Raw genomic sequence first — 24055 nt, 5'->3', positions numbered from 1 at the left:
GGTAAAAGGAGGATTTTTATCCATAGACGCGAATCATTCATACATCCTGGCTAAAATGAGCGTTGAAGAACCTGATTATTCTGAAAACCTTTTGTCTGGTCAAACTGAGTTTAAAAGAACTGTGAAAGTTAGCGTGCAGTGGTTATGCTACGGTTAACAAAGGGGGGATATACTTGGTTAGAAGCATGGCCGACGGAGATTTCCTCGATAAGGTTATCCGGGCACGGGTGCGTCTGGATTTCAGAGGGGTCGGGCGACCCGGAAGGCTGCTTTTCGGCGGTAAGACCACCGAGAAAGCGGCCGAGGAAGCGCGCGAGCAAAACGCTGCGGTTTTTAGGAACGTTCCGATTCAAGGGATAAAGATAGAGGACATCGATATGTCTCATGAGGTTTATATGGTTATGGATGAAGGTACAAGGACGGAGACGGCGTATGCTCCTTTGGAACTGACTGTAATCTCGGACGGGGTGGATGACCTGGTGCGGCTGATCTTCCGGGAGGAATTCCGCAAAATAGAGATTCTGGAACTGGAAAGCCTCGTTCTGGGCCGGTATGAAATAGAAAGGCTTTTTTTTCGCATCGGGGATGAGGTGCAGCGGTATCGAAGCGCCCTGGAAAGAAAATATAATGATAGATAGAGTACCGTTTTAAAGGTTCAATGGAAGGAGTGCAGCGACATTCGCGTCCGAGGCATAAGAGGAGCGATAACCGTTAAGGAGAATACCGCAAAAGATATAATTACCGGCACCAAGGAACTTCTGCAATCGATGGTGCAGGAGAATGCCCTTGATCTTGATGAGGTCGCCAGTGTCTTTTTTACCTTGTCTCCGGATCTGAATGCGCAGTTTCCGGCGTTGGCCGCCAGAGAAATCGGATGGCGCCATGTGCCGCTTCTGTGCGCCCGGGAAATAGACGTTCCCGGTGCGGCGTCCCGGGTAATAAGGGTTCTGTTACACGTGAATACGGATAAGTCGCAGAAGGAACTCAAACATGTTTACCTGGGAGACGCGGCAGGGCTCAGACCGGATTTGAGCGTGCCTCAGTAGTCGGTGAACCCACATCCTTCCGGCTTCTGAACTCGGAATTGAGCAGCTTTGTTTCGTCGGGCGTCGTCCTTTGTACCGTCCTTGACCGCGTTTCGTCAGTGTGATACGTGTGGTCTTTGAGATTATAGGCGACCTTAATTCTGAGGTGCGGCTTGGCTGTCGGCAACCATTATGCCGGAGTCGGTGCCTTTTGCGTGGGTAGAGGCGAGGCTGGCAAGGTTGATGAGGCTTTCTATTATATCCTCCGGATTAACACCCGCACGCGGCTTCATGCGGCGACCGCCGGCGATACCGATGGAAACGGTAATAGAAACCGACTTGCATGCATTTTCCACGGCGAGCCTGAAACCTGCAGCCCAGCTAAGGGCTTCGTTAAGGGGGCGGGTGCTGACCAGCGCGAACTCATCACCCCCGAAACGGCAGGGAAAGTCCCGGGCGGGATCGCCGGTATGGTTCAAAAGACTACTTAATACGCAAAGACACCTGTCTCCCTCGGAGTGGCCGATGCGTTTATTAATGAAACCGAAATCGTCTATATCGATAAAGATTATGCTGATTTCGCTTTCTGATTGAATAAGCCTTGCGGCCGTATCGCGCAGGTAAGCGGCCGTATACAGGCCGGTAAGTGAGTCGGTGTGACGTGCAATGGTTACGAGAAGGTTAGTCTTGGTGACGACGCCGATAAGCTTATCTGCCGCGATCACCGGGAGACGGTCTACCCGTGCGGCATTCATTATCTTTTCTGTTTCCCAGATGGATGTTTCCGGACGGATCCCGGCGGGTTTTCGGGATAGGGTCTCACTTATCAGACAACCGTCGGGCACGCCGCATAAGTCGCGTAAAGTGACTATACCTGCAAGACCGCCTCTTTTATCCAGAACGACCAGGTCACCTACCTTACTCTTGAGGATAAGGTCGACAGCCTTAGAAACCGGTTCATCCTGAGAGATGATAAAAAACTGAGAATTCATTATTTCAGCGATATCCACCAGCATCCACCTAAATGATGTAATAATTTACTATAATCCCATATTATTTTTACTGAATAGAATGGTGTTGTCAATAGCTAACTGATCATAATTACAATTTGGAAGGACCTTTTCAAATGCGTCGTCTGATGCTAACGCAGTTGGTATCGGGAATGAAAGTGGGCCAGAACGTTTACGGAAAAGACGGTCAGGTCTGGCTGGCGCGCGGCGCGATACTGACCCGGCGTTATATAGAGCACCTGTTTAATCTGGGCATACCCTCAATTTATATAGACGACGGGTTGATGGGCGATAGAGAGATACGGGGTGTGGTCAGGGAGGAAACACGACAGCAGGCTGTACAGCAGGTAAAAAGCATTCTCTTGGATTCATCGACCTGTAAAACCGGGGTGATCAAGCCTTCCCCTGGGATTTACCGTACGGTGGAAAGGATCGTCGGCGAGATTATGCAGAAACCCGGCGTGATGTTCAACCTTATGGATATCCGTATGGAAGACGAATACCTTTTCTATCATTCAGCGAACGTATGCATCTTGTCCGTTCTTGCCGGGGTAAACCTTGGTTTCGATGCCACGCAGCTGATGGAACTTGGCATGGGGGCGCTTCTTCACGATGTGGGGAAGATGCGCGTGCCTCAGGAAATTTTAAACAAACCGGGATCGTTGACGGAACAAGAGTTCAACGAGGTGAAGAAGCACACCCTTTACGGAGAGGAGATGCTGGAAAATCTTTTTCCGGCACGGATTATCGCGCGGTCGCATCATGAACGGCTGAACGGGGAGGGGTACCCGGATCGGCTTGAAGGATTTAAAATACCGGTTATCGCTCAGATAACCGGTATGGCGGATGTTTATGACGCCATGACCGCCGATAGAATTTATCGTAAGGCTTACCAGCCGCACGAGGCATTCGAAATGCTGTCGGCCACGGGTGATTTTTGGTTCGAACACGCGGTTGTCAAGGCATTTCTGAATAATATCGCCGCCTTTCCGGTCGGCTGCATCGTTCGGCTGACTTCGGGGGAGGTGGCGGTGGTGCTGGAGAATATACCGGGTTTTTCGCTGTACCCTCAGATACGGCCGATAATTGGTAAGAACGGCGAAATTCTCACCGAGACCACCGATTTTTGGTGTTACGAAGCGGGATTAGGGATAGCGCAAATACTCAAAAACGAGGAAGTAACGGCGCTGGGACTCGCGCTGATCGAGCCCGCTCAGCCTTTCTAAGATTGGGCGTAAACCCGGTAGTCGATATCGGGAAAAATGTTGTGGCGGTTTTCAAGATCCGCCACCCAATCATCTTCGAGGCGGCATTCCGTAATTTGTTGGTATATACCTTTGAAGTTGCTCATATGGGTCTTGAAACGGCGCACTGCGTATTCGACCATTGTTCCGGTGGCCATAATAAACGGCCAGTCGCTGGACTGTGCCAAAAGGAGTTCTCGAGCCGCCTGGTTCAGCGCCCGTCGCAGCATTCCCTCACTGCCCGGAAAACGCTGCGCTAATTCAACCATCCGGTCCGCACCCCAGTGAAGGTGCCTGTATATCCAATCATTCGAGCCGCAAAGCCAGACCTCGTGATAGCCTTTGTTACCCCAGCTCGATGCGCACGGTGTGACTACCTGATTACAGGGATGAAGCCGCAGGTAATCGGAAGGCGTGACCAATTCTACGATGTCCTGGTCGTAGGCGGTTTTTCTGATTAGGAACTCAAGCCATTGAGGCCCTTCGAACCACCAGTGACCGAAGAGTTCGGCGTCGTAAGGGGCCACAAGCAGCGGCGGGCGGTCCATAAAATTACTGAGGTAACGTATCTGATGCTCCCGGTTGAATATAAAGTTTCCGGCATGGGTGGCGGCTTTTTGGGTGGCCCATTCCGGTACGTACGGTTCCTTGTGATCTGTTTTTCCCGTTATACGATAGTATTTTAAGCCGGTGTTGACGCGAATCCCATCCGGGTGGATGTAGTCCCTGACATAGTCGAAGTCCTCGTCGAAGCCGACGTCCCGGTAATACTCGCGGTAATCGAAATCACCCGGATATCCTTCTCTGGCGCTCCATACCTGTTTGGAGGACTCGATATCACGGCCGAAGGCCGCAACGCCTGTTGAGCAGAAGACCGGGGCGTAAATCCCGAAACGCGGCCGGTGCGAGGCGAACAGGACACCGTGAGTGTCCAGGAAAAAGAAACGTATGCCGTTCTCTTTGAGGTACTGGTCAATACCGGGGGTATAAGCGCACTCAGGCAGCCATATCCCGGGCGGTTTATGCCCGAAGAACTTTCGGTAAAGGTCTACCGCCGCTGAAATTTGAACCTTGACGGCCGCCGGATTAACGTAAAGAAGGGGCAGATATCCGTGCGTTGCGGCACAGGTAATTATCTCCAGACGGCCCGCTTCTTTGAATTTTCTAAAGGCGTCGATAAGGTTCCAGTTATAGCGGTTTAAGGTGTCCCGGGTCCGGCGCAGACGGTCCCGGTACATCCGCGCCGGACCGTTAAACGGACCTTCATTGGTCCGGTCTACCTCTTTGTCCGCGAGTTCAATGAGTTTGTTCAGGTAATTACGAGAACGCTGCTGCAGAAATCCGTCGGCGAACATCGTTAAAAGCGGCGGTGAAAGCGAAAGGGTGAGCCGGAATGGAACGTCGTCATGTAAAAGGTTCTCAAAAGTCCAGATCAGCGGTATGTAACACTCGGTAACAGCCTCATAAAGCCATTTTTCTTCAAGCGAATACTGATGTTCCGGGTGACGAACAAACGGAAGATGAGCGTGTAGAACCAGCGCAAGATACCCTTTGGCCATTCCTAAACCCCCTTCTTCTTTCTGCCGGGTTTAGGCCGGGCGGCTTTTGCCGCGCCCTTGGTCAGACCGGCGGGTACGACCATTCCTTCCGGGAGACCCACCGGGGCTGGAACACCCCGTCGCAGTGACGGCGGGACGCCAACGACCGCCTTCTCCGCTTCCCTGCGGGATACGGGACGCTCGGGGACACCTATAAGGGATGAAATCCCTACGGATGATACGCCCGGAGAGGAGATGCCCAACGGCAATCCGACCGGCGACGAAATCCCTATCGGAATGAATTCCTTGCCCATTCTTGCCGCTACCTCTTCAAATAAAATCGGCGAGCTCAAACCAAACTGGTAGCGCAACAGTGAGCGGTAGATCCCCTCCAGCCACATCCACTCTTCATCAAAGCGTTCCGAAAGAGAGGCGCGCGGCGTATGCGCCAAATTGGACCGGAGCAGCGTTACAAATTGTCCTGTGGAAAGCATCCGCCCGAGATCCACACAAAATGAGCGATTGGGCTGTCCCACTTCCATGTACCAGTTGTCGGCTTCTTCATTCACGGAGATATCAACATAAGTATTTGCGTTATTCCCTTTGAAATCCACCCCGGTGACATCGTACAGCCGCAGAACAGGACGGGACGTATGCCAGGCTTCGGGGCCGTAGCGGGCGGCGAACTCTTCTTGTTTGGTGGCGCTGATTTCCCAATAGGCGAACAGCCAGTATGGGTCGCGGGCCAACAAGGCCATCTGGTTCTTACCGTACCGGCGGGGAAGTTCCGGTGTATAGAGCGCCGGTTTTGCCGGAGATGACGGGGAAATGTACGGGCTTATTTCGGCCCCGAACTCTACATCCGCGGGCGGAGGCACGGATGGCAACAACTTTTTGACCGGACGGCGCGACGACCATAGATATACGGCCGTGGCCAAGGCTAGCAGGGCGATAACGAGTATCCAGGCGAAAACTTCCATGTTTAATAACCCCTCCAAGTTCAGTACTTACAATTCTTTATCTATTTCGTTTAATAGGACTAAAACGCCGGAACGCGAAACAAGCTTTGAGGCTTCTCTTATTATTGCCGTCGCTTTTCGGGATTATAAAGATAAATATTACACTTGAAGGGAGCAATGCGGTCAACGGGAAATAGTTCGCTGGAACAGTGCATCCATGGTTAATTTTGAAAAAATATAATCAGTTTTATTTTGTTATCGAAAATCAATTTCAAAACAACCGCCGGAAGGTGCTTCGAACATAAGATTTTACTGAGGCGTTTCACAAACATGAGCTTTGGGAAGCATTCACGTCGCTTTGTTTGAAGGGCTTGAAGGAGATATTATTGGTTTGGTAGAACTTCGTACAAAAGAACCGCAGGGTAAACAGGTCAGGATAATCCGTTAGTTTTATGACGCCGCTGACGGGATCGCGGTGATAATAAGCGGGTGCCGTGCCGGATATCAGCAGCGGGCCGGGGTTATTATGTTTATTAAGGATAAAGAGTTAACACCGGGCCGAAGGGGAAGTGATAACGGTGGTGGTTTTTGCCAACCCTGAAAAAGAACTTTTGGCCGCCTTATTGAGCGAAAGTAAAACCATTGCCGTGGTGGGACTTTCACCCAAAACCGACCGAGACAGCCATCGGGTGGCGATATACTTAAAGGAGCGCGGCTACCGGGTGGTGCCTGTTTACCCGCTTGAAGATCTGATCCTCGGCGAAAGGGTTTACCGGGATCTTAATGATATACCCTTCCCGGTCGACATCGTGAATATTTTCCGCCGAAGCGAGGAGGCGCTGCCGGTGGTTATGAATTCCCTTTCTCTAAGGCCGAAGGCGGTATGGCTTCAACTGGGGATTATAAATGAAAAGGCGGTTGAACCCTGCAGAGAAGCAGGTGTTCCGTTGATAATGGATAAGTGTATAATGGTCGAGCACCGAAGGATTTTCGGTGAATGAACATTGTGCTTGTGGAACCGGAGATACCCGCCAACACGGGGAATATCGCCCGCACGTGCGCGGCTACGGGTACCGCGCTGCATCTGGTTGGGCCGCTTGGTTTTTCGACGGACGACAAATACTTAAAAAGGGCGGGGCTTGATTACTGGCATCTTGTTAAGATCACTTATTACAACGATTTTGATGAACTCTTCCAGGCAAACCACAGGGCCTGTTTTTACTTTGCTACCACACGGGCGGCGGTTCGATACTCTTCCGTCAGTTATCCTCCTGATGGTTATCTGGTTTTTGGAAAGGAAACATCCGGCCTGCCGCCCCAAATACTCGAAACGTTTTCTGACCGTTTGATTCGCATCCCGGTTGTTTCCGGTGCTCGCTCGCTTAACCTTTCCAACGCCGTAGCGATAGTGCTTTACGAGGCGCTGCGGCAGCAGGGATTCGAGGGGCTTAAGTAAGGTTCAAAGTTCAATGTTCAACGTTCAACGTTCAACGTTGGGTGACAGGGTCAAAGGCAGTAGGCATTAGGTAGAAGGTAGAAGGTAGAAGGTAGAAGGTAGAAGGTAGAAGCCGGAAGGCCACCTGTCTATTGTCGAGAGTTCCGAGATTAGGAGCAGGAGTTCGAGTCACCATTCATAGTAAAATAAAAGCTCTTTATTGCTCTCATTCTGGAATTTTAAATTCTATATCCTGACTTCTGAATTCTGTATTCTTGAAACCATGGAGGGAATAGCGTTTTGTCTTTTGTACACCTTCACCTGCATACGGAATACAGTCTGCTTGACGGGGCGGCGAGGATCAAGGATGCCGTTCAGCGTGCCGCGGATTTGGGGATGCCCGCGCTGGCGGTAACCGACCACGGGGCGATGTACGGAGTAATCGACTTTTACCAGGCCTGCATGAAAAAAGGAATAAAACCGATACTGGGGTGTGAGGTTTATGTGGCGCCGCGGACGATAGACGACCGCACGCCCAAGGTCGACGACAACCTATATCACCTGGTGCTGCTTGCGGAGAACGATACCGGGTACCGGAATTTAATGGAGCTGGTTTCGCTCGGTTTCACAAGCGGTTTTTACTACAAACCGCGCGTGGACAGGTTCCTGCTCGGGCGTTTCAGCAAAGGGTTAATAGCCTTGAGCGCTTGTCTGGCGGGTGAGGTGGCGGCCGGCATTTTAAGAGGCGACCCCGGTAAGGCCCGTCAGGCTGCCGGAACATACCGGGAGATTTTCGGTCCCGAAAACTATTTTCTGGAGATACAGGACCACGGGCTCAAGGAACAACAAACGGTCAACCGGGAAATTATAAGTATTTCAAGGGAATTAGGGATTCCGACTGTTGCCACGAACGACGTTCACTACGTTAATCAGAATGATGCCGCCATACAGGACATACTCCTTTGCATTCAAACGGGTAAGACGGTTGATGACCCCAAACGTCTGCGCTTTCAATCCGACCAGTTATATATGAAAAACGAAGAGGAAATGAGCGCACTATTTCTGGATTTTACACCGGCAATCGAACGTACGGCGGAAATCGCACAGCGGTGCAATACCTCCTTGGTTTTTGGGCAGTACCACCTGCCGGCATACGCTGTTCCGCCGGGAAGCACGCCCGCGGATTATCTCCGGGAGTTGTGCTACACAGGCCTCAAGTGGCGTTACGGTGATCCAGACAGCTCGGTGGTTGACAGGTTGGAGTACGAGTTGCGGGTAATCGAGGCGATGGGATACCCTTCATATTTTCTCATCGTGTGGGATCTTATACGCTTTGCGCGGGAGAACGGGGTGCTGGTCGGCCCGGGGCGTGGTTCGGCGGCGGGAAGCGTGGTGGCCTATTGCCTTGGCATCACCAACATCGATCCGCTGAAGTACGGACTTCTTTTCGAGCGGTTCTTGAACCCGGAGCGGGTGTCCCTTCCGGATATAGATACCGATTTCTGTTATGAGCTTAGGGGCAAGGTGATCGATTACGTATTTGAGCGCTACGGCAGAGATCGGGTCGCTCAGGTAGCCACGTTCGGGACACTCGCGGCACGGGCCGCTATCCGGGATGTAGGCCGGGCGCTAGGATTATCTTACGGCGAAGTCGACCGCGTCGCGCGCCTTATCCCGACTGAACTGGGCATGACGGTGGCAAAGGCCCTCGATGTATCTCCCGAACTTGCGGAGCTATCGGCCGGCAATCCAACGGTTAAACACCTGCTCGACGTGGCGGCGCGCCTTGAAGGAATGCCGCGGCATGCCTCCACTCATGCCGCCGGTATCGTCATCGCGCCGGAGCCGCTTACCAACTTCGTACCCCTGCATCGTGTCGCCGACGGTTCCGTATCGACACAGTTCGCAAAAGAGGCGGTGGAGGAGCTCGGCCTGTTGAAAATGGACCTGCTCGGGCTTCGAACCCTTACGGTTATCGGGGACGCGGTCGATCTTATAAGAAAGCACCGCGGCATTAAGATCGATATTGATAACCTGTCGCTGGATGACCCTGCAACCTATAAGCTTTTATGCCGGGGCGAGACGGCCGGTGTTTTTCAGCTTGAATCCAGCGGGATGCGTAACATCCTCCGGGAACTTAAGCCCAGCGTGTTTGAGGATTTAATCGCGCTGGTGGCGCTTTACAGGCCCGGTCCGCTAGGCAGCGGCATGGTGGAGGATTTCATCAGGCGTAAGCACGGGAAGACACTGGTTACCTATCCCCATCCTTTACTCGAAAACATTTTAAAAGAAACTTACGGTGTCATACTGTACCAGGAACAGGTTATGCGGATCGCCAGCACCCTTGCCGGTTTCAGCCTTGGGGAGGCCGACCTCCTGCGCCGGGCGATGGGTAAGAAAAAGCCTGAAATCCTAGCGGGGCTCAGGTCGCGCTTTGTGGACGGTGCGGCTAAGAACAATGTTGACGATAAAACAGCAGGCGAAATATTCGACCTCATGGAGTACTTTGCCGGATATGGTTTTAACAAGAGTCATTCGGCCGCTTACGCAATGGTTGCCTACCAAACCGCCTTCCTGAAGGCGTGTTTCACACCTGAATACATGGCTGCGCTTTTAACGTCGTCCCGCGATAACAGCGATAAAGTGGCCGCATACGTGGAAGAGTGCAGGCGGTTACAGATAGAGGTGCTTCCACCCGACGTCAATGAAAGCGGCAAGAATTTCACCGTGGTGGAGAACGGTATTCGTTTCGGGCTGTCAGCGGTGAAGAATGTCGGGGAACACGCCGTCGAAGCGGTCATCACCGCCCGTGAGGAGGGCGGCGTATTTAAGGATTTCGAAGATTTTTGCGTGAGGATTCCCCCGCGAGCTATAAACCGCCGCGTCATGGAAAGCCTTGCGCGGGCGGGGGCTTTTGCCTCGCTCGGGCAGACCCGGCGGCAGCTGTTATCGATGCTTGATGAAGGCCTGGAACTTGCCCAACGGTCGGTAAAGGAAAAGGACTCAAGCCAGCTTTCCCTTTTCGGGGATCTCGAGAACGGCGGGTATCACCTCAAAACCGACCCGGAACTTGGTGAGTTTCCCGTTCAGGAACTTCTGTCCATGGAAAAGGAGCTTCTCGGTCTGTATATCACAGGCCATCCCCTGGCCAATTACCGCGAGATTCTGCGGGCGCTGACGGATATGCAGGCGGTTGAACTGCCGGAGGCGGAACAGAACGTCTCCCTCAGGGTTGGGGGTCTTGCGCTTGGAATCAAGAAGCTTCGGACTAAAAAGGGTGAACAAATGGGAGTCCTTCAGTTGGAGGATCTAACGGGGATTATCGAGGTTGTGCTTTTCCCGCGGGTGTACCTGGAATCACGTCTGATCCTCAAACCCGAAGCGGTGGTTCTGATCAGGGGCAAAAAGGCGGCCGGCACCGAGCGGGCAAGGCTCGTGGCGGAAGAGGTTACGGCCATTGATTGGAACGGCGCGGAGGTCTATCTGCGTCTGCCGGAGGCGGAGCCCGAGTTTATGAACCAACTAAAAAAAACCCTCGGTCTTTATCGGGGGACAAGTCCGGTCTATCTGTATCTTCCGGGAGAAGGCGGGGTCCGGAAAGCTCCCGAGGACTTCTGGGTCGACCTGACTTCACCGGTGGTCGGTATATTAAAGGATATGGTTGGAGAAAAGAATTTAAAAATTGCCTGGCGGCGGTCTTAAGTTTTAAGTTCAAGGTTCAAGGTTACAAATTCAAGATTGTAGAGGGCAATTGGCCTTCAAACAGCTTGAAAAGCCGGGTTACTTGCCCTTTAATTACCGTTATGCTATCATACATGCCAGAACACAGGAGGTAAAACAATGCTTGAGCAGCAATGGATTCTGGCCGATTATATCGTTATCAAAGCCATGGAAAACGGTGTGACCATCATGGGGCTGACGCGTGGAAAGGATACCAAGTTCCACCATACGGAGAAACTGGACAAAGGTGAGCTTATGATCGCGCAGTTTACCGAGCATACTTCGGCGATCAAGATTCGGGGCAAAGCCGAGATCCTTACCAAGCACGGCGGTATCCGCACCGAGGACTAACCGGCATTGAAAGTGCGCCTAAGCATCTTGAATGTTCATTCCGGGTATAATTGAAAAAACTGCTTCGGACAGGAGAGGACCTTTTGTGTGGACGGTAGTCTATATCGCTCCAACCCGAGAAGAGGCTGAAAGTGTACGGGATATGCTGGTGAGTGAAGGCTTGTTAGTTAAACTGCGTGCGGAAAATACCGGTACGGGTGACAGCCAGTTGCACGAGATTCTTGTGCCGGAGGCCGAGGCCGAGGAAGCTCATAAGCTGCTCGGCGGTTTTGACGACTAAGACGTTATCTGGAAAATAGAGACGTGGCGTTGCATATACCGGTTGTGGAAGTGTTGACGAAAAGGAATCCAAGGGTATACGACGAGTCCGACGTGCGGCGTCTGTGATTGGGAATTCCACATGCCGCATTCAGCGGCACAACGAGGAATGAAAATATGGGCAGTAAGCGTGTTGCCTAGTTGCATTAGTGTAACACAATCGAAAAGCCGTGGGAAGCGAGCAGAGCAAGGAAGATTGGCAAGGACGGGCCGGAGCGTACAGAATTCAGATGTCGGAAACCAGAAATCAGAGATCAGAATCATCGTAAGAATTCGCCAACAGCGAATTCAAGGGAGGGGATAAACCTGGTCTTGGAGCTCTTCAAGAAGCCTAAATACGTAACCGTACACAAGGAAGAAAAGAAAGATATTCCGGAAGGGTTATGGGTAAAATGCCCGGACTGCGGGATTATCGTTTATAACAAGGACGTTGCCAAGAACCTCAACGTTTGCGGCAAATGCAACCACCACTTCCGGCTCACCGCGGAAGAGAGGTTGAGTTACACCCTTGATGAAGGAAGCTTTAAGGAATATGAATCCGGGCTGGTTGCGGACAACCCGTTGGATTTCCCGGGTTACCCGGAAAAACTGGCTGACGCGAGGCAGAAAACGTCGTTGAAGGAAGCGGTGGTCACCGGGGAAGGCGCCATTCTCGGACACCGGGTGGTCATAGGAGTGATGGATTCCCGTTTTATAATCGCGAGTATGGGAGCCGCCGTGGGGGAAAAAATCGCCCGGGCGGCGGAGCGGGCCGCCGAACGCCGTTTGCCGTTTATAATGTTCAGCGCATCCGGCGGAGCAAGGATGCAGGAAGGTATGGTTGCGCTGATGCAGATGGTTAAAACCGCTGTGGCTCTGAAATGCCTGGACGCCGCGGGGCTGCTTTACGTAACCGTCCTGACCGACCCTACCACCGGCGGCGTAAGTGCCAGTTTTGCGATGCTCGGGGATATCATTCTTGCCGAGCCGGGGGCACGTGTCGGTTTTGCCGGCCCGCGCGTGTTGGATCAAACCATAAAACAGAAACTCCCCGAAGGCTTCCAGAAGGCGGAGTTCATGCTGCAGCGCGGTATGATTGACATTGTAGTGCCCAGGGCCAGGATGCGCGAGACCCTGGCGCGCATCCTTATGCTTCATTACGGGAGGGAAGATATTGCCGACAGCCCTTGATTTTGAAAAACCCCTTATGGAGTTGGAGAATAAAATCGCGGAGCTTACCTCTTTCAGCCAGGAAAAAGGCCTGGAGCTTTCAGGGGAGATAGACAACTTGAGGAAACGCGCGGAGGAACTCAAACGCTCAATCTTCACTAACCTTTCCCCCTGGCAAAAGGTGCAACTTGCCCGCCACCCCGACCGTCCAAATACGGAAGACTATGTTAAAATACTTTTTCAAGATTTTATTGAGCTTCATGGTGACCGCTGTTATGGCGATGACCCGGCAATCCTCGGCGGTATCGGCCTGTTTGACGGATCGGCGGTCACCGTCGTGGGGCATCTGAGGGGCCGCGACACAAAGGAAAACGTAAATCGGAACTTTGGAATGGCCCACCCGGAGGGGTTCCGCAAAGCCCAGAGGCTGATGCTACAGGCGGAAAAATTCAGGCGGCCGGTGGTCAGCTTTCTCGACACCCGCGGCGCTCACTACGGTGTCGGCGCCGAAGAACGGGGCCAATGCAACGCGATCGCACAAAATTTACTTCGTATGAGCACACTGCGGATACCGATAATAGTAATAGTTATCGGTGAAGGGGGAAGCGGCGGAGCGCTGGCCATCGGTGTAGGGGACAGAATCTTGATGCAGGAGCATGCCGTGTATTCGGTGATCAACCCCGAAGGGTGCGCGAGCATTCTGTGGAAGGATCCTGCACGGGCGCGGGAGGCTGCAGAAGCCTTGAAGCTTACCGCGCAGGATCTTTTAGCGTTGGGCATCGCCGATGAGGTGATCCCTGAACCCTTGGGAGGGGCTCACCGGGATCCTGAAGGCGCCGGCGCCCTGTTGCGGGAAGCCCTTGCCCGGAACCTAAAGGAGTTGAGTACGGCGACTCCCGAAGAACTTGTTGCCCGCCGCTACGAGAAGTTCAGGAACGTCGGGGCAATAAGCGGTTAAAGGTTGTAGGTTAATCACCTTCAACTGGTGACAGTCTTTCGATCACTTCCCCTTGTAACGGAAATACATAAAGCCGGTTTTATCATAGGCGTCATATTATCTTTGATCCATAACCGTCTTCTTAGGGGGGATTTGCTTGCACCGGATTGGGTTATTAACCAGCGGCGGCGACGCGCCGGGGATGAACGCGGCGATTCGTGCAGTGGTTCGTAAAGGCCTCTTTCAGGGTCGCGAGGTTATGGGAGTAAGGCGGGGCTTTGCCGGTCTGGTGGAGGGGGATATCCACCCGTTGAGCCTCGGTTCGGTGGCCGACACCATTCAGACAGGCGGGACGATACTGTTAACGGCGCGCTCGAAGGAGTTCTTATCCCCCGAGGGAAGATCGCACGCCTTTGCCTCGGTCCGGGAGGCAGGTATTGAAGGGCTGGTTATTATCGGCGGGGACGGCTCATTCAAAGGTGCCCATGTCCTTCACCAGGAAACAGCGCTTCCGGTGGCGTGCGTGCCCGCTACGATCGATAACGATATTCCGGGAACCGACTACACCATCGGTTTCGACACCGCAGTAAATAATGTAGTGAGTGCGATAAATAAAATCCGCGATACGGCGACCTCGCATGAAAGAACCTTCGTGATAGAGGTAATGGGGCGTCAATCGGGTTTTATTGCTCTTACCGCCGGTCTTGCCGGAGGTGCCGAGTCGATTCTGATTCCGGAATTACCTTTTGACCTCGACGCTGTTTGTCGCCGTCTTTTTCGGGGGGTTAAGAGAGGTAAACTCCACAGCATTATCATCGTAGCTGAAGGTGCCGGTTCTGCCGCTGAGGTTGCGCGTGAAATAAAGTCCCGTACCGGTTTTGATACAAAGATTACCGTCCTCGGGCATATTCAACGCGGCGGTTCGCCCACTGTGATCGACCGGGTTTATGCCAGCATGATGGGCGCGCGGGCGGTGGACCTGCTTGAGGCCGGTGAGGAGTGCACGGCGGTATGCATTCGCGATGGTCGGTTGGGGCATTGCAAACTTGCCGAGGTGTTTGAATCCAAAAAAGAAATTGATAAAGAACTATGCCGGCTGGCCGAGGTTCTGGCGATATAGTTGTAAAAGTCCCGAGTCCGGGACTTGACTCAACCCGTAAACCTCGACTCGTGACTGAGGACTGAAGACTGAGGTATGGAGGTATTATGAGGCATACCAAAATCGTTTGTACCATAGGACCGGTGACAGAAAACCCCGAGGTGGTACAGGGGATGTTAAAGGCCGGGATGAATGTTGTCCGGGTAAATATGTCACACGGCACCCGTTCCGAGCACAGCCGCAGGATACGCCTTTTTAAGGAGGAAGCCGGGAAGATCGGTAAGAACATAGGCTTCCTGGTGGATATAAGGGGCCCGCGTATTCGCCTCGGAGAGTTTGACGCGGAACATCTCAGACTTAATACGGGCGAAGAAGTGGAACTGGTTCCGGAGAACAACAAGGGCACGCGGCGCCGCATTCCGGTAAATTATCAGGGCCTGGTCAATGATGTAAGGCTGGGGAACATAATACTAGTCGCCGATGGGCTGGTGAGGTTAAAGGTTCTGGATACGAAGAAAGAAAGCGTTATGTGCCGGGTGGAAACCGGTGGGGTAATAAGCGCGCATAAAGGGGTTAATCTTCCGGGAGTCAGGGTCAACCTTCCCTCACTTACCGAAAAGGACGTCGACGATATTAAGTTCGCCATCGCTGAGGAGGCGGATTACATCGCCCTGTCTTTTGTCCGGAAAGCCGAAGACGTGCTCGCAGCACGGCGGCTTTTGGAAGAGGCGAGGGCCGACACCTGGATTATCGCAAAGATTGAGAACTGGGAGGGGCTGGAGAACCTTGCCGGGATCTTGAAGGTTGCCGACGGGGTCATGGTAGCAAGGGGTGACCTAGGGCTGGAGATCCCGATCGAAGAGGTTCCCCTGGCACAAAAGAAGATCATCGAGGAGGCCAACAGTGCAGGCAAGCCTGTGATTACAGCGACTCAGATGCTGGAATCCATGATAAGCAATCCAAGCCCTACGCGTGCGGAAGCCAGTGACGTTGCCAACGCGATATTTGACGGAACGGACGCGGTCATGCTTTCCGGTGAGACAGCCGTTGGGCGTTATCCTCTGGAAGCGGTGGCCGTAATGGCAAGGATTGCGGCTCGTGCGGAAGAGGCTTTATCTTTCAGCGAAATTCTCGGCCGCAAGAAAGCCCTTTCCAAACATACGGTTACAGACGCAATAAGTTTTGCAACCTGCACCACTGCTCATGACCTGGGGGCCGCGGCGATCATCACAGCCACGCAGACCGGCTATACTGCGCGGATGGTCGCAAAGTACCGTCCCCGTCCGCCGGTGGTTGCGGTCATCCCGCAGGAAACTGTGGTACGGAAGTTGACCGTCGTCTGGGGGGTGCTTCCGCTTCTGGTCAGGCGGATCGAAAACACCGACCAAATGATTTCCGAAGCGGTGGCAGCGGCGGTTGGCGCGCGGTATGTCAACGCCGGGGACCTGGTGGTTATTACGGCTGGAGTTCCAGTGGGTGTGCACGGTACGACCAACCTTTTAAAGGTGCACACCGTGGGCGACATACTGGCGCGTGGGATTGGTATCGGTACGAAGGCGGTTACCGGCAGCGTTCGGGTGGTGCGTACAGCGAAAGAGGCCGATGAGCGGATACGGCAGGGGGACATTATGGTGGCAACCGCTACCGATAAGGAGTTTGTCCCGGTTATGGAACGCTGCGCCGGCATTATTACCGAAACCAGTGGTCTAACTTCACACGCGGCGATAGTGGGGCTGGAGTTCGGGCTACCGGTTATTGTAGGCGTCGAATCAGCCACCGCGATCCTAAGAGACGGACAGGTGGTAACGATGGACGGGCAAAGAGGCGTAATATACAGCGGCGTCGCACGAGTGCTTTAATAGTAGTGAGTAGTCAGTAGCCAGAAGGCAGAAGGCAGAAGTTAGGAAACCAGGGATCGGGAGACAAAAGTCAGGAGTCAGGGACGATTTTTAAGGAATTATTCTGAATTCTGGATTCTGGCTTCTGAATTCTATTTTTGCGGAAGGCTTGTGGCAACGTTGAAAGAGCTTATTATCAACTATCTTGCCGCCTTGGGTACGGGGGGCATTCTTTTGAGCAGTTTCATAGAAGCTATGGGTGTGCCGTTTTTCCCCGGCGGTATAATGATAATAGTCGCCGGTTTTTTGGTTGCCGAGGGTTACATGGCTTTCACGGCGGTTTGGGTCGCTACTTCTATCGGTTTTATAGCGGGTTCTCTTCTGGCATATATATTAGGCGCCAAATTGGGGGAAAAGGTCTTTGAACATGGCGGACGCTTACTGGGGGTCAACGAGAAACGCCTGCAAAAAGCACGGGAATACTTAAGCCATTCGGCGCCGGGCTTTGTGATTTTCGGCCGGTTTATACCCGGGATCAGTAATCTTACTCCCTATATTGCGGGCATAGGAGGCTTACGCATCGGTGTTTTTCTGGTGCTGACGACAATCTTTGCCGTTCCCTGGAGCGCGCTTTATCTTTCGCTTGGCATGATTTTCGGGCAGGGGTGGGAAAAAGTTACACGGCAACTGCAGCCGATGCTCCTTTTAGCAGCCCTCGTAGGTTTAGGCTTGTTTCTCTTATTCACCGGACGACAAAAAGCAAAAAAAGTACCATAAAAACGATGAGTGTCTAAACTTTCCCTTTAAAATTAGTGATAAAATTAAATAGATAGTCAAACAGTCAAATACCCTTCAAATCGTGTCTTTGCTTTGTATAGACATACAAGGGCACTTTGAAGGGTGCGGCGCAAGGGGTTATGTAATGGACGAAAGTGCCCTCCGGCTGCTTGCCCGTGCGAAAGAAGGAGATGTCGAGGCGCGCAACGCCATTGTCGAGGCATGCCGGAATTTTATTTCCGGGGTGGTTAATTCTTATTGCCGGCGAACCCTTGAATGGGGCCGTGATGATGAACTGAGCATAGGTCTTATCGCCTTCGACGAGGCTGTAACGAGGTATGACTTCGAACGGAATGTACCGTTCCTTGCCTTCGCAAGACTGGTTATTAAGAGCCGCCTGGCAAATTACTTCCGGCAAGAAGGACGGCATACAAGCGCAAGTTTGGGCGACAACGGTTCCCCGGAGAAAATGTTTAACGAGTTGAGCGCGGCGTGGGAGGAATACCTCTGGGAGAAAACGAGTCAGGACCGGGCGGAAGAGATAATCGAATACGAACATGCGTTGTCGGAGTACGATATATCCATTGAGCAACTGGTTTATCTTTCGCCGAAGCACTGTGACAGCAGGATGGCGCTTGTAAATGCGGCGCGTTCTCTTGCGGAGGACGAGGATCTGTTTAAACGGCTGGGACGGAAGGAGCGGCTTCCGGTTAAAAGGGTGGCGCTTAAAACCGGTTTAAGCCCCAAGGTCATAGAGAAGAACCGTCGATACCTTCTGGCACTCGCAATAATCTTCAGATATCCGGAGCGTTTCATTTACCTTAACTCTTACCTGAAAAGTTAAGTCAAGGCGGGAACTATAATGCAAGGGATATTACTGAAAAAGAAAAACGGCGGTGGAATTATCCTGACCCGTGACGGTGGTTTTTGCCAGGGAGAAATCGGCGAGGGCTCATCGGTCGGGGAAGAGGCGGCGGTCGATCCACCGCAGCAAAGGAAAACGCCGTGGTTTGCCGCAGCGGTCGTCATTGCCGTTGCAGTTCTTAGTTTCAGTGCATACCGGATGATTCTGCCTTCCACCTGGGCTTACGTGACTTTGGATATGGAGCCGAGCGTCGAAATCTCCCTTGACCGGGACATGGTTATTACCGGACAGCGGGGTTTTAACGCCGCCGGCAAAGAACTGGTCGCGATGGGGGATCTGCGCGGGAAACATCTTGAATCCGGTATTTCCGCCGTATTGAAGAGAGCCCTGGATTCCGGATACCTGGAAGAGGGTACGGAAAGTGTGTTGCTGGTAACCGGAACAGCAGACGCGGCGGATGACAGGCTCAGCGCGAGTGCATTGTCGCGGCTGGTGGCCCGGTCTTTCCCGGTGCAGCGGGGAAAGGCCGAAATAGTGGCTGTTTATGCGGATGCAGGAACGCGCAAAAAAGCTGAGAAGGACGGTCTTTCGGCCGGAAGGTATCTTCTTTTGCGGGAGGTGCAGCGGCGCGGACTGAATGTCCCGATTAACGTTGTCCGGGAAGGACCGCTTAAAAAACTGGAGCGGGAAGGCAGCCAAACGGTTGCCGCCCTCGTTGGTGAAAAGGGATTCACCTTGGTCCGGTCGGAGGGGGAGCCCCTGCGGGTACCGGGACAAGAACAAGAGCCCCCGGCTTTTTTCGCCGCTCCGGTACCCGAACGATAGGTTTTTGCTAAGACCAGCGTCGTAACCCGGCAAACATTATGTTTGCTTTTTTTATTTTTCAGCACTCATCAATTGCAAGGTGCGGAATTCGGGATTGCTTTCAAATTTCTTTCAATGGCAGCTGAGGCGGCTTTATACAGCTGTATTGTGTAACACGGTACGATTAGGGTATTATACCTTAACGGAACTAAATTTAGGGATTTTAACGCTAAGTCACAGAATGGCAAGCCCAGCACTCAACGGTACGTTAAAACTGCTTTGCGACGTTGTATGCAATGCGCAACCAGAAAGCCACGTCTTAAGATTAACAAGTTAAGTGCTGGGTAACCACAGAGATACAGAGCACGCGGAGGGGAACTGATAAAAAGTCGCGAGTCATAAATTAAGTCCTCAGTCGAAAGTTCCCAGTCCTCAGAGTCGGGAACGGGAGGAAACGAAGCGAAAGTCCCCAGTCCCTGTTTCCGGACTTAGGACGCAGGACATAGGACTTCGGACTTGATGATCTGCCTCTGTGGTGCAATATTTTGGTTCCGGCTTGTCTGGGTTAGGGATGACATAAATTTATCTTAATCCGTGTATACCTGTGTCCATCTGCGGTTGAAATTGGTTCCGACTTATCCGGGTTAGGGAGATCAGATGGTCGAACTGGATGCTAATCAAAAAATTATCTTGGAAGGGCGATACCTCCGGCGTGATGCTGAGGGTATGATTAATGAAACCCCTGAACAGATGTTCCGGCGGGTGGCCGGGACCGTTTCACAAGCGGAAGGCCTTTTCGGCAAGGGCGTCGCGGCCGATACATGGTTGAAGCGATTCTTTAAATTGATGGCCGAATTTGATTTCTTGCCGAACAGCCCGACCCTTATCAACGCGGGACGGGGTTCCGGTCAGCTTGCCGCCTGTTTTGTGCTGCCGATCGAGGACAACATCGAAGACATTTTTGAATCCCTGAAACAGGCTGCGCTAATCCACAAGAGCGGCGGCGGCACCGGTTTTAATTTTTCCCGGTTGAGGCCTAAAGGAGATCCGGTTAAGTCAACAGGGGGGGTCGCATCCGGGCCCGTGAGCTTTATGCGCGTGTTTAACGCGGCCACCGAGGAAATAAGACAGGGAGGGGTCCGGCGGGGAGCGAACATGGGTATCCTTAGGGTGGACCATCCGGATATCCTGGAGTTTATCACCTGTAAGCAGCACGAAGGCGAATTTCGGAACTTTAACATATCTGTAGCGGTGGGTGATGTATTCTTTGATGCCGTGGAAAAGGGCGGCGATATCCCGCTGGTCTTCGGCGGGCGTGTTTATACCACTGTTCCGGCACGACAAGTCTTCGGATCGATATGCCGTCTTGCTCACGCCAACGGCGAACCCGGGCTGTTGTTTATCGACGAGATTAACCGCGCCAACCCTCTACCGGCTCTCGGACCGATTGACGCTACAAATCCTTGTGGGGAGCAACCGCTGCTTCCTTACGAATCATGCACCCTCGGTTCGATTAACCTGTTCGCAATGACGTCGGGTAAAAAGGTTGACTGGGAAAGGTTGCGCAGGGTGGTCAACCATGCCGTCCGGTTTCTTGACGATGTGATAGAGATAAATAACTTCCCGGTGCCGGAGATCGACGCGGCAACAAGACGGACGCGTAAGGTCGGCCTGGGTGCTATGGGCTGGGCTGATATGCTGTACGGTCTGGGAATTCCCTACGATTCGGAACAGGCCTTAGCCCTTGCGGAGGAGGTCGCGTCTTTCATCAGACGGGAAGCATATGAGGCTTCGAAGACCCTTGCGGAAGAGCGCGGACCTTTTCCCGCCTGGGAGCAATCGGTCTATTACCCCAAGACGCCCCTCAGGAACGCCACCCTTACCACAATCGCCCCCACGGGTTCAATCAGCGGGATAGCCGGGGTAAGCCCCGGTATAGAACCGGCTTTTGCGCTGAGTTATTCCCGTTCGGTTCTGGACGGGAAGAAGCTTCGGGTGGTCGACCGCGTTTTTCGGGACCATCTGCGAAATAATTACCCGGAACCCGAACGGGAAGCGATTCTAAGCGCTGTGCATGCCACCGGAACCTTAACGGACGTGCGCGGGCTGACGGAGGAGGAGCAGGCCGTTTTTATAACGGCGCATGAGATAAGCCCGGCCTGGCACCTCAGGATGCAGGCCGCTTTTCAAAAATATGTGGACAACGCAGTCAGCAAGACCGTAAACCTTCCGCAACAGGCGACGGAAGCCGAAGTGTCCGATATTTTTAAGCGGGCTTATGCCCTTGGCTTAAAAGGACTGACAATATACCGCACCGGTTCCCGCAATGACCAACCCTTAGCTTCGTTGACAAATTGTCCTCCCTGCCAGGAAAGCGTTATAAAAGACCTTAACCGGTAGAAAGACGATCTGACGGCTTTCGTTGGTTTCTTAAAAAAAAAGGTCCCGGAGGCCGAAAACGGACGTCTGATGCAAGACGTCAGAGGCAGGATCTTTGGGCAAATTCGTTGCAATTTCCTTAAATTCTAACTTCAGACTTCCGGCATCTGACTTCTGAAACAGCCGGGCGCAGTTTTGCAACGGCCTCCCAGGAAATATAGTAGGCTTGATTTTTCACAAGGTAACACTATAATTTATTGTGGTTGTTGGATTAATATCGAACCTCAAATCGTATCTTCTTTAACGACTGGCGAGTTGTCCCGCGGTTTGGGGATGGAAACGGAAGGCTTAAAGCGAGAGATGAAGCCAAGATTCACTATCATGATTTGCTGCCCGGGATTTTGTTAGACAGGTTGTTTGGAGGAGTATTGTTGCGCGTCAGGCTGACAGCGGCCGTTTTGGCCGGAAAACTGGCCCACTACCTTGGAAAGATCAGCGGCGGGCGGGGATCATCACTGCCGGGGATGGTGGCGTTGCGGGTGTATCCGGGGACCCTTTCCGCCCTGGCCGGCCAAATGCGCTACGGTGCTATCATGGTAACCGGGACCAACGGTAAAACAACCACTAACAACATGCTGGCACGTTTCCTTGAGTCGCGCGGCAATCGGGTGGTGGTGAACCGTGAGGGAGCGAATCTAATCAGCGGGGTGACAACCGCTTTCGTAAAGGCCTGCGGCATCGGGGGGCGGCTTGATTACGACTGGGCTCTGCTTGAGGTTGACGAGGCGGCCTTCCCCCGCGTGGCGGAGATAGTAAAGCCGAAAATCGTTATCGTAACGAACTTTTTCAGGGATCAGTTGGACCGTTACGGAGAACTCGACAAGACGGTTTCCTTTATCAGAAACACACTACGGCAGATTACCGACATAAAACTGGTGCTCAACGCCGATGATCCCCTGGTGGCGCAACTTGGCGGCCTGAGCCTGCCGGTTGTCTTTTTCGGGTTGGGGGCGCAACTGAGGGGTAATGAAGAACAGTGCCTTACCCGGGAAGCTCGTTTCTGTCCCCGCTGTGGACAGGAATTTGTTTATGCGTATTACCACTACAGTCAACTCGGCGCCTTCCGGTGTCCCGGGTGTGGCTTTTCCCGGCCCCCGGCGGAAGTGGAGGCGTTAAAGGTAAACGTGCTTGACGGGGACCTTTCGTGCAAGGTGCGCGTGAAGGACACTCTGGTGGAATTCACGCTCCCGGTGTCGGGTTTTTACAACACCTACAACGCCCTTGCGGTGTTTGGAGCGGGTCTGTACCTGGGATTGAACCCTGAGGATACAGCCGCCAGTCTGCGTGGCTTTGTTCCTGCAACGGGACGGTTGCAGAAGTTCGTCTATAAAGGGAAGCCGATTTACCTGAACCTGGTTAAAAACCCCGCCGGTTTCAACGAGAGTCTTAATCTACTGAACAACAGCAGGGAACCGAAGGACGTTTTCATCGCCTTGAACGATAACGCTGCAGATGGACGCGACATCTCCTGGATCTGGGACGTTGATTTCGAACGGTTGGAAAACTCCAAGAACGTTTTACGTTTTATCTGTTCGGGTACCCGGGCGGAAGAGATGGCCCTGCGGCTCAAATATGCGGGAGTGCCGGTGCGCAAAATCGATGTCTGTTCCAACATTACCACCAGCGTCAGACAAGTTTTAGAGGGCCTGGGGAGTTCCGGTTATCTTCTGGCTACCTATACCGCGCTCTGGCCGGTTGAGAGAGTCCTGCGGCGATACACAAAGGAGGTCAACGGTGCTAACCGTATGCCATCTGTACCCCGATCTTCTTAACCTTTACGGTGACCGGGGGAACATCATCGCTTTTGTTAAACGCTGCCGGTGGCGCGGTATTTCCGTGAAGGTTAATGAAGTAAACCTCGGTGAACCGGTGGATTTTGCACAGGTGGACTTCCTCTTTCTCGGCGGGGGGTCGGACCGGGAGCAGGGGCTGATAACCGCAGACCTTATAGACCGGGCTTCCGATCTTGCCGCGGCCATCGAGAACGGGTTAGTGGTGCTCGCCATTTGCGGCGGATACCAGCTTCTCGGGCATTATTACCGGACCCTCGACGGTACGGAGATACCCGGACTCAGTATCCTGGACCTTTACACCCATGCCGGCACGAAACGAATGATCGGCAATATCGGCATTGAAGTGGAGATCAACGGCAAAAGGATGCAGACAACCGGTTTCGAAAACCATTCCGGGCAGACCTATCTTGGTAATGTAAGACCGCTGGGCCGGGTCCTCAAAGGCTACGGGAATAACGGCAGCGACGGTTATGAGGGCGCCCGTTATCAAAATGTTTTCTGCACCTATCTTCACGGACCCCTTTTCCCCAAGAACCCGGTCCTGACCGATAATCTACTTTCACTTGCCTTGCGGCGGCGAGGGGAGGATAACTTCCTGGCACCCCTTGACGACACATTCGAAAACAAGGCAAACGAGGTCATGCTGCACCGCCTCGGGGCCAGGAATAAAGACGCTAGGAAGTAAATAATTATTAATTAACCATTGCTGTTTGTGTTCAAGCCTGTTAAAATATTCAAGGATACTGTATACAAA

Annotated in this window: 21 protein-coding genes; 18 read left to right on the top strand and 3 right to left on the bottom strand. The window is 52.9% G+C overall.

The features are described from left to right. Window positions 1-173: 173 nt before the first annotated feature. Both AB1500_02625 and aroH read left to right on the top strand, forming a co-directional pair. Complete coding sequence (locus AB1500_02625) at window positions 174-638, top strand: hypothetical protein (protein MEW6182060.1); 465 nt, start codon at window positions 174-176, stop codon at window positions 636-638. 39 nt (window positions 639-677) lie between these two features. After that, complete coding sequence (aroH, locus tag AB1500_02620; protein MEW6182059.1) at window positions 678-1046, top strand: chorismate mutase; 369 nt, start codon at window positions 678-680, stop codon at window positions 1044-1046. A gap of 134 nt (window positions 1047-1180) precedes the next feature. Here the strand turns inward: aroH and AB1500_02615 are convergent, their stop codons facing one another. Further along, window positions 1181-2035, bottom strand: a complete 855-nt coding sequence (locus AB1500_02615; protein MEW6182058.1) for a diguanylate cyclase — start codon at window positions 2033-2035, stop codon at window positions 1181-1183. A gap of 116 nt (window positions 2036-2151) precedes the next feature. Here AB1500_02615 and AB1500_02610 point away from each other — a divergent pair, with 116 nt between their 5' ends. Beyond that, window positions 2152-3261: an HD-GYP domain-containing protein gene (locus AB1500_02610; GenBank protein ID MEW6182057.1), complete on the top strand. Its 1110-nt coding sequence runs from the start codon at window positions 2152-2154 to the stop codon at window positions 3259-3261. Here AB1500_02610 and AB1500_02605 read toward each other — a convergent pair. Both AB1500_02605 and AB1500_02600 read right to left on the bottom strand, forming a co-directional pair. Then, window positions 3258-4838: a 1,4-alpha-glucan branching protein domain-containing protein gene (locus AB1500_02605; GenBank protein ID MEW6182056.1), complete on the bottom strand. Its 1581-nt coding sequence runs from the start codon at window positions 4836-4838 to the stop codon at window positions 3258-3260. The two genes, AB1500_02610 and AB1500_02605, sit on opposite strands and share 4 nt — an antisense overlap. Window positions 4839-4840: 2 nt before the next feature. After that, on the bottom strand, window positions 4841-5797 hold the full coding sequence (locus AB1500_02600; GenBank protein MEW6182055.1) for a DUF4912 domain-containing protein: 957 nt from the start codon (window positions 5795-5797) through the stop codon (window positions 4841-4843). A gap of 548 nt (window positions 5798-6345) precedes the next feature. Here AB1500_02600 and AB1500_02595 point away from each other — a divergent pair. From AB1500_02595 to AB1500_02525, 15 genes are all read left to right on the top strand, one after another. After that, window positions 6346-6777 (top strand): CoA-binding protein, encoded by a 432-nt coding sequence (locus AB1500_02595; protein ID MEW6182054.1) that lies wholly within the window; start codon window positions 6346-6348, stop codon window positions 6775-6777. Then, a complete protein-coding gene (trmL, locus tag AB1500_02590) occupies window positions 6774-7232 on the top strand; it encodes a tRNA (uridine(34)/cytosine(34)/5-carboxymethylaminomethyluridine(34)-2'-O)-methyltransferase TrmL (GenBank protein MEW6182053.1) in 459 nt (152 codons plus the stop codon). Before AB1500_02595 ends, trmL begins: the two co-directional genes overlap by 4 nt. 279 nt (window positions 7233-7511) lie before the next feature. Next, window positions 7512-10913: a DNA polymerase III subunit alpha gene (locus AB1500_02585; GenBank protein ID MEW6182052.1), complete on the top strand. Its 3402-nt coding sequence runs from the start codon at window positions 7512-7514 to the stop codon at window positions 10911-10913. 138 nt (window positions 10914-11051) lie between these two features. Further along, window positions 11052-11282, top strand: a complete 231-nt coding sequence (gene mtrB, locus AB1500_02580; GenBank protein MEW6182051.1) for a trp RNA-binding attenuation protein MtrB — start codon at window positions 11052-11054, stop codon at window positions 11280-11282. A gap of 85 nt (window positions 11283-11367) precedes the next feature. Continuing rightward, on the top strand, window positions 11368-11562 hold the full coding sequence (locus AB1500_02575) for a glutamate decarboxylase (protein MEW6182050.1): 195 nt from the start codon (window positions 11368-11370) through the stop codon (window positions 11560-11562). Window positions 11563-11906: 344 nt separating this feature from the next. Continuing rightward, window positions 11907-12770 carry an acetyl-CoA carboxylase, carboxyltransferase subunit beta gene (accD, locus tag AB1500_02570; GenBank protein MEW6182049.1) on the top strand — a complete coding sequence of 288 codons (864 nt, stop codon included), beginning with the start codon at window positions 11907-11909 and terminating at the stop codon, window positions 12768-12770. Then, complete coding sequence (locus AB1500_02565) at window positions 12754-13707, top strand: acetyl-CoA carboxylase carboxyltransferase subunit alpha (GenBank protein ID MEW6182048.1); 954 nt, start codon at window positions 12754-12756, stop codon at window positions 13705-13707. The genes accD and AB1500_02565 overlap by 17 nt, the downstream gene beginning before the upstream one ends. A gap of 136 nt (window positions 13708-13843) precedes the next feature. After that, on the top strand, window positions 13844-14806 hold the full coding sequence (pfkA, locus tag AB1500_02560; GenBank protein MEW6182047.1) for a 6-phosphofructokinase: 963 nt from the start codon (window positions 13844-13846) through the stop codon (window positions 14804-14806). An 86-nt stretch (window positions 14807-14892) separates the two neighbouring features. Then, entirely contained in the window at window positions 14893-16644 is a 1752-nt protein-coding gene (gene pyk, locus AB1500_02555) for a pyruvate kinase (GenBank protein MEW6182046.1), read from the top strand. Window positions 16645-16794: 150 nt separating this feature from the next. After that, window positions 16795-17400, top strand: coding sequence for a DedA family protein (locus AB1500_02550; GenBank protein MEW6182045.1), 606 nt, complete (start codon window positions 16795-16797; stop codon window positions 17398-17400). A gap of 145 nt (window positions 17401-17545) precedes the next feature. After that, window positions 17546-18244: an RNA polymerase sigma-I factor gene (gene sigI / locus AB1500_02545; protein MEW6182044.1), complete on the top strand. Its 699-nt coding sequence runs from the start codon at window positions 17546-17548 to the stop codon at window positions 18242-18244. Between the two features lie 18 nt (window positions 18245-18262). Beyond that, window positions 18263-19090, top strand: a complete 828-nt coding sequence (locus AB1500_02540; protein MEW6182043.1) for a hypothetical protein — start codon at window positions 18263-18265, stop codon at window positions 19088-19090. Window positions 19091-19726: 636 nt separating this feature from the next. Then, window positions 19727-21469: an adenosylcobalamin-dependent ribonucleoside-diphosphate reductase gene (locus AB1500_02535; GenBank protein MEW6182042.1), complete on the top strand. Its 1743-nt coding sequence runs from the start codon at window positions 19727-19729 to the stop codon at window positions 21467-21469. 410 nt (window positions 21470-21879) lie between these two features. Next, the gene (locus AB1500_02530) at window positions 21880-23280 is read left to right on the top strand and encodes a MurT ligase domain-containing protein (protein MEW6182041.1); all 1401 of its coding nucleotides are present in this window, start codon (window positions 21880-21882) and stop codon (window positions 23278-23280) included. Continuing rightward, a complete protein-coding gene (locus AB1500_02525; GenBank protein MEW6182040.1) occupies window positions 23243-23986 on the top strand; it encodes a glutamine amidotransferase in 744 nt (247 codons plus the stop codon). The genes AB1500_02530 and AB1500_02525 overlap by 38 nt, the downstream gene beginning before the upstream one ends. Window positions 23987-24055 lie beyond the last annotated feature (69 nt).

This window comes from Bacillota bacterium (assembly GCA_040755295.1).
GTDB lineage: Bacteria > Bacillota > Desulfotomaculia > Desulfotomaculales > Ammonificaceae > SURF-55.
Note: the sequence above shows the minus strand (reverse complement) of the source record. Positions and strands in the feature narration are given on the sequence as shown.

Bases quoted from the DNA above. Each gene is read 5' to 3' on its own strand.
- pyk (MEW6182046.1), top strand. From the start codon at position 14,893: ATGAGGCATACCAAAATCGTTTGTACCATAGGACCGGTGACAGAAAAC.
- AB1500_02600 (MEW6182055.1), bottom strand. From the start codon at position 5,797: ATGGAAGTTTTCGCCTGGATACTCGTTATCGCCCTGCTAGCCTTGGCC.
- AB1500_02540 (MEW6182043.1), top strand. From the start codon at position 18,263: ATGCAAGGGATATTACTGAAAAAGAAAAACGGCGGTGGAATTATCCTG.
- AB1500_02535 (MEW6182042.1), top strand. From the start codon at position 19,727: ATGGTCGAACTGGATGCTAATCAAAAAATTATCTTGGAAGGGCGATAC.
- AB1500_02605 (MEW6182056.1), bottom strand. From the start codon at position 4,838: ATGGCCAAAGGGTATCTTGCGCTGGTTCTACACGCTCATCTTCCGTTT.
- sigI (MEW6182044.1), top strand. From the start codon at position 17,546: ATGGACGAAAGTGCCCTCCGGCTGCTTGCCCGTGCGAAAGAAGGAGAT.
- mtrB (MEW6182051.1), top strand. From the start codon at position 11,052: ATGCTTGAGCAGCAATGGATTCTGGCCGATTATATCGTTATCAAAGCC.
- trmL (MEW6182053.1), top strand. From the start codon at position 6,774: ATGAACATTGTGCTTGTGGAACCGGAGATACCCGCCAACACGGGGAAT.
- AB1500_02610 (MEW6182057.1), top strand. From the start codon at position 2,152: ATGCGTCGTCTGATGCTAACGCAGTTGGTATCGGGAATGAAAGTGGGC.